The following is a 4,011-nucleotide window of genomic DNA, read 5'->3' as shown; positions in this document are numbered from 1 at the left end:
ATGGCTGCAGCTCCTGGTAATCGCGAACATTGTATGGGATCACCAAACAGTTACCCCTGAAAAATTTTCAATCAGTCTAACTCATTGATTTCATTATCAAAATTGTCCGAATGGAACTCATACCACATCACATTGATAATCCCAAAAGCGCAAGCCAGAAGTACACCAAGGATCCAGGCAAAATACCACATTGTTCAGTTCCCTCTCAGTAAAGTGAATGACTTTCTTGTTCAATGCGTTCAGCAGTCATGCGACTCCAGAGCTTGTAGAAACACCAGATGGTGTAGCCAAGGATGACAGGCACAAAGATAACGGCCACGCCGGTCATGATCGCCAGGGTCATAAAGCTTGAGGTGGCATCCCAGAGGGTCAGGCTGAATGATGGGGCGGTGCTGGAAGTCAGTACAAACGGGAACAGGCTGAAACCGGCGGTCATGATGATGCCGGCCTGGGCCAGGGATGAGCAGGTAAAGTTAAGCCCATTGCGCTGGGTGGCAGAGAAGATCATGACGCCAAGGGTGCCCAGGAAGCCAAGTACCGGGGCAATGATCATGATGGGGTATTGGCTGTAGTTATTCAGCCAGGCACCCTGGGCAAGAATGACGGTTTTTTCCAGCGGATTGGATGGGGCATTGGTATCCAGAACACTGGTGACCTGGTAACCGTTGATATGGGCAACCCAGAAACCGCCCAGGGCAAAGGCCACCATGGTCAGCAGGGCAGAGTAGCGGGCGACAGTGGCCGCACGGTGACGGATGGGGTCGCCAGAACGCATTTTCTGCCAGACCGCCCCCTGCATGGTGAGCATGGATGCACTGACAACGCCGCACAACAGCGAGAATGGGTTGAGCAGGTCAAAGAATGAGCCTGAGAAGCTGGAGCGCATAAAGCCGTCCAGCTCAAAGCCGAAGCCCACAAAGATGTTGCCAAAGCCAACGCCAAATACCAGCGACGGGACAATACCACTGACAAACAGTCCCCAGTCCCAGGCACTGCGCCACCCTGGGTTCGCCAGTTTCGAGCGGTAGTCAAAGGCCATGGGGCGAATCAGCAGGGCAAATAACACCAGCACCATGGCCCAGTAAAAGCCGGAGAAAGCGGTCGCGTAGACGGTAGGCCAGGCGGCAAATAGTGCACCACCGGCCGTGATCAGCCAGACCTGGTTGCCGTCCCAGTGGGGGGCTACGGCATTGATCATGATTCGACGTTCAGTGTCGTTTTTACTCATAAACGGCAACAGGTTGGCAGTGCCCAGGTCGTAGCCGTCCATAATGGCAAAACCGATAAACAGGACGCCGATCAGTACCCACCAGATAAATCGGAGAAGTTCATAATCCATGGTCATCACTCCTTATGCTTTTCCGGGGAGGGGACTGTCAGAAACGACAGCATCGGTTAAGGCCTGCTGTTGTTCGAAGTGGTAGCGTCCGGTGTGCAGGCTGCTCGGGCCAAGTCTGGAATATTTCACCATTAGCCATACTTCAATGACGGCAAAGATTCCGTAGAACAACGTGAAGCCGGCAATGCTCAGGTAGAGATCGGTGGCCGTCCGGGTGGACGCCGACAGATAGGTGGGCAGGATACCGGAGATGGACCAGGGTTGACGGCCGTATTCCGCCACAAACCAGCCCATTTCACTGGCAATCCAGGGCAGGGGCAGGGACCAGAGACAGAGTTTCAGGAAGAAACGGCTCTGGTATTCATTGCGGCGGGCGGTTTTCACAAAGGCTGTCACCAGCAGCAAAAGCATCAGCACGCCGCAGCCAACCATGATTCGGAAGGAGAAAAACAGCGGCCATACCGTCGGGATGGCATCTTCTGCCGCCTGACGGATCATTGCCTCGGTGGCCGCAGGGATGTTATCGGTGTAGCGGGTCAGCAACAGGCCATAGCCGAGGTCGTCCACCACTTCCAGAAAGGCTGCCCGGTTTTCCGGGGTATCTTCGCCATTTTTCAGTTTTTGCAGCAAGTCGTAGGCCTGCATACCGCTCTGGATGCGGACGATCTTGTTTTCAATCAGGTCTTTGATGCCGGTCACTTCTTCATCCAGTGAGCGGGTGGCAATAATGCCCATCAGGTAAGGAATCCTGATGGCGTAGTCGGTTTCCATCGTTTCCTGGTTCGGGATACCGATCACGGTAAAGCTGGCTGGTGCCGGGTGGGTATCCCATTCCGCTTCAATGGCGGCCAGTTTTACTTCCTGCACATCGCCCAGCTCATAGCCGGATTCGTCACCCAGAAGAATAACGGACAGAATGGCGGCCAGACCAAACCCGGAAGCCACGGCAAATGAGCGGCGGGCAAAGCCGATATCACGATTGTTCAGCAGGTAGTAGGCAGAGATGGACAGGACGAAAATAGCGCCCGTGGTATAACCCGCCGCTACCGTATGGATAAACTTGACCTGTGCCACCGGGTTGAATACCAGGTCGGCAAAGCTGGTCATCTCCATGCGCATGGTTTCAAAGTTGAACTCGGCACCTACCGGGTTCTGCATCCAGGCGTTGGCAATCAGAATCCACAGTGCCGACAGGTTGGTGCCAATGGCCATTAACCAGGTACAAGCCAGATGCTGCACTTTACTCAGCCGGTCCCAACCGAAGAAGAACATACCCACGAAAGTGGATTCCAGGAAGAAGGCCATCAGGGCTTCAATGGCCAGTGGTGCGCCGAAAATATCGCCAACGTAGTGGGAGTAGTAGGACCAGTTGGTACCAAACTGGAACTCCATGGTCAGACCGGTGGCGACACCCACGGCAAAGTTGATCCCAAAGAGTTTGCCCCAGAACCGGGTCATATCCTTGTAGATCTGTTTCCCCGTCATGACATAGACGGATTCCATAATGGCAAGAATAAAAGTCATGCCAATGGTCAATGGCACAAATAGAAAATGATAGAGCGCAGTAATGGCAAATTGAAAGCGCGAGAGATCGATGACTTCATCCAGGATCATGATTTAAACCCGTAACAGCTTGAAATACGTAGCATTGCTAATAATCCGTAAGGTTTTATACCGCCATTTTACCGCCGTTTTCGATGGTTCAACGTGGATAAGTATGGACAATGAATGCCGCATAATACGTTATTTTACGTTCCATAAGGAATACGGGATTGCTACCCCGGTACACAAATCAACTGGTGCAGAAGACGCACCCTGATCGCGTCTTTTTTGTATCTACACACCCGGGTCAATACTTACACTCAGCCCGGCGAAACGGCTGAAACCCGTACCCGGCAAACGGAACAGGGCAACATCAATGAAGTGTTCATGAAACAGGTGGACAGCTGCATGAATAAACAGATCAGCCGTGGCCGGGGACTGGCACGCACACTGGAAGGGCGGTATGCGCTGTCACGTTAAAGTGATTGAATCGCAGCCAGACGCCACAAAAATATTTGTTTAGCCTGAAAGACCATTGGCGCGGCATCAAATAAACGATCAGCCACTAATTCAGCGACTGACGCAACGCGTCATTAATAAACTGGTTCAGGCTGCGGTTGCTGGCGGCAGCGGCCACACTGGCGGATTCGTGCAGGTCCGGGTCAATGCGCAGGTTCAGCTTGCCGGAGAACGCCTTGCGCGGTTCAATGCCTTCCTCTTTGCAGGCATCCAGAAACACTTTAAGAGAAACCTTGCCTTCCTGGTGCAGGTTTTTGACATCCGCCGCGTAAAAATCCGCGCCGCCGTTCAGGCCGACAAATTCACCCCGGAACAGGTCAATCTCCGGATCGTAAGTAATAACGGCGATATAGCCGTTAATGTTCATCTGGTTAATCATGGCGTCACTCCGTTGTTTTCCAGCCACCGGCGAATACTGGCCACCGCACCCTTGTCGGTATCCGGTGATGCGGGCGGTGAAAGATTCGCACCTCACCAAACAGCACCACTTTGACCCGGCTGCCCTCACGTTCTTCGATCCGGGCACCAGGGGCAATAAACAGGCTTTCAATATCCGCCTGGGAGGCTGTCCGAGAATAGCGCCCGTAGCAAGGATGGCAGAAAATTGAGGA

General features: G+C 53.2%; 5 protein-coding genes and 1 pseudogene. 1 reads left to right on the top strand and 5 read right to left on the bottom strand.

Annotation, left to right across the window (positions count from 1 at the left end; all coding sequences use genetic code 11):
* Window positions 1-71: 71 nt before the first annotated feature.
* Genes cydX through KDK14_RS15745 form a run of 3 tightly spaced genes read right to left on the bottom strand, consistent with a single transcriptional unit; the run spans window position 72 to window position 2,953 of the window.
* Window positions 72-191 carry a cytochrome bd-I oxidase subunit CydX gene (gene cydX / locus KDK14_RS15755; RefSeq protein WP_163373267.1) on the bottom strand — a complete coding sequence of 40 codons (120 nt, stop codon included), beginning with the start codon at window positions 189-191 and terminating at the stop codon, window positions 72-74.
* A 14-nt stretch (window positions 192-205) separates the two neighbouring features.
* Window positions 206-1,339: a cytochrome d ubiquinol oxidase subunit II gene (gene cydB, locus KDK14_RS15750; RefSeq protein ID WP_257266127.1), complete on the bottom strand. Its 1,134-nt coding sequence runs from the start codon at window positions 1,337-1,339 to the stop codon at window positions 206-208.
* Between the two features lie 12 nt (window positions 1,340-1,351).
* Window positions 1,352-2,953, bottom strand: coding sequence for a cytochrome ubiquinol oxidase subunit I (locus KDK14_RS15745; RefSeq protein ID WP_257266126.1), 1,602 nt, complete (start codon window positions 2,951-2,953; stop codon window positions 1,352-1,354).
* A 216-nt stretch (window positions 2,954-3,169) separates the two neighbouring features.
* On the opposite strand from KDK14_RS15745, the gene KDK14_RS15740 reads away from it, so the two are divergent.
* A complete protein-coding gene (locus KDK14_RS15740) occupies window positions 3,170-3,361 on the top strand; it encodes a hypothetical protein (RefSeq protein ID WP_257266125.1) in 192 nt (63 codons plus the stop codon).
* A gap of 85 nt (window positions 3,362-3,446) precedes the next feature.
* Here the strand turns inward: KDK14_RS15740 and KDK14_RS15735 are convergent, their stop codons facing one another.
* A complete protein-coding gene (locus KDK14_RS15735; RefSeq protein WP_257266124.1) occupies window positions 3,447-3,779 on the bottom strand; it encodes a type II toxin-antitoxin system HicB family antitoxin in 333 nt (110 codons plus the stop codon).
* Between the two features lie 4 nt (window positions 3,780-3,783).
* Window positions 3,784-4,011 (bottom strand): annotated as a pseudogene (locus KDK14_RS15730) (hypothetical protein); the annotation flags it as partial.

The organism is Endozoicomonas sp. ONNA2, from assembly GCF_024606365.1.
Taxonomy (GTDB): domain Bacteria; phylum Pseudomonadota; class Gammaproteobacteria; order Pseudomonadales; family Endozoicomonadaceae; genus Endozoicomonas.
Note: the sequence above shows the minus strand (reverse complement) of the source record. Positions and strands in the feature narration are given on the sequence as shown.